Origin of the sequence: Iodobacter violaceini, from assembly GCF_011601265.1 — a bacterium.
In the GTDB taxonomy this organism is placed as follows: Bacteria; Pseudomonadota; Gammaproteobacteria; order Burkholderiales; family Chitinibacteraceae; genus Iodobacter; species Iodobacter violaceini.
This window is the reverse complement of the sequence record NZ_JAAOLX010000046.1, coordinates 1-289: the sequence shown is the minus strand read 5'-3', so window position 1 is coordinate 289 and position 289 is coordinate 1. Positions and strand designations below refer to the sequence as shown.

General features: G+C 57.8%; 1 protein-coding gene. It reads left to right on the top strand.

All coding sequences use genetic code 11. The features are described from left to right. Positions 1-289, top strand: a 289-nt coding sequence (locus tag HA050_RS22015) for a hypothetical protein (RefSeq protein ID WP_205836570.1), incomplete at both ends; no start/stop codon positions are given.

Sequence of the window (289 nt, the reverse complement as noted above, 5' to 3'; positions counted from 1 at the left end):
GCCACCTTCAGCAATGGCGTCACTTACAACGCAACCACCGGCCTGATCACCGTGCCTGCTGGCGTGACCAACTTCGCCGTTACCCTGCCAACGGTGGATGATGCACTGGTTGAAATCACCCCGGAAACCGTTCCTCTGACCATTGGCGGCGTTTCAGCTACCGGCGGGATTCTGGACAACGACAGCCCGGCCATTACCGGCATCGAAGTCGGCAATCCGGGTGTGGCGGATGACAATGTGGTGGAAGGTAATAACCTTGTCTTCAATGTTTCGCTCAGCACCGCCACCA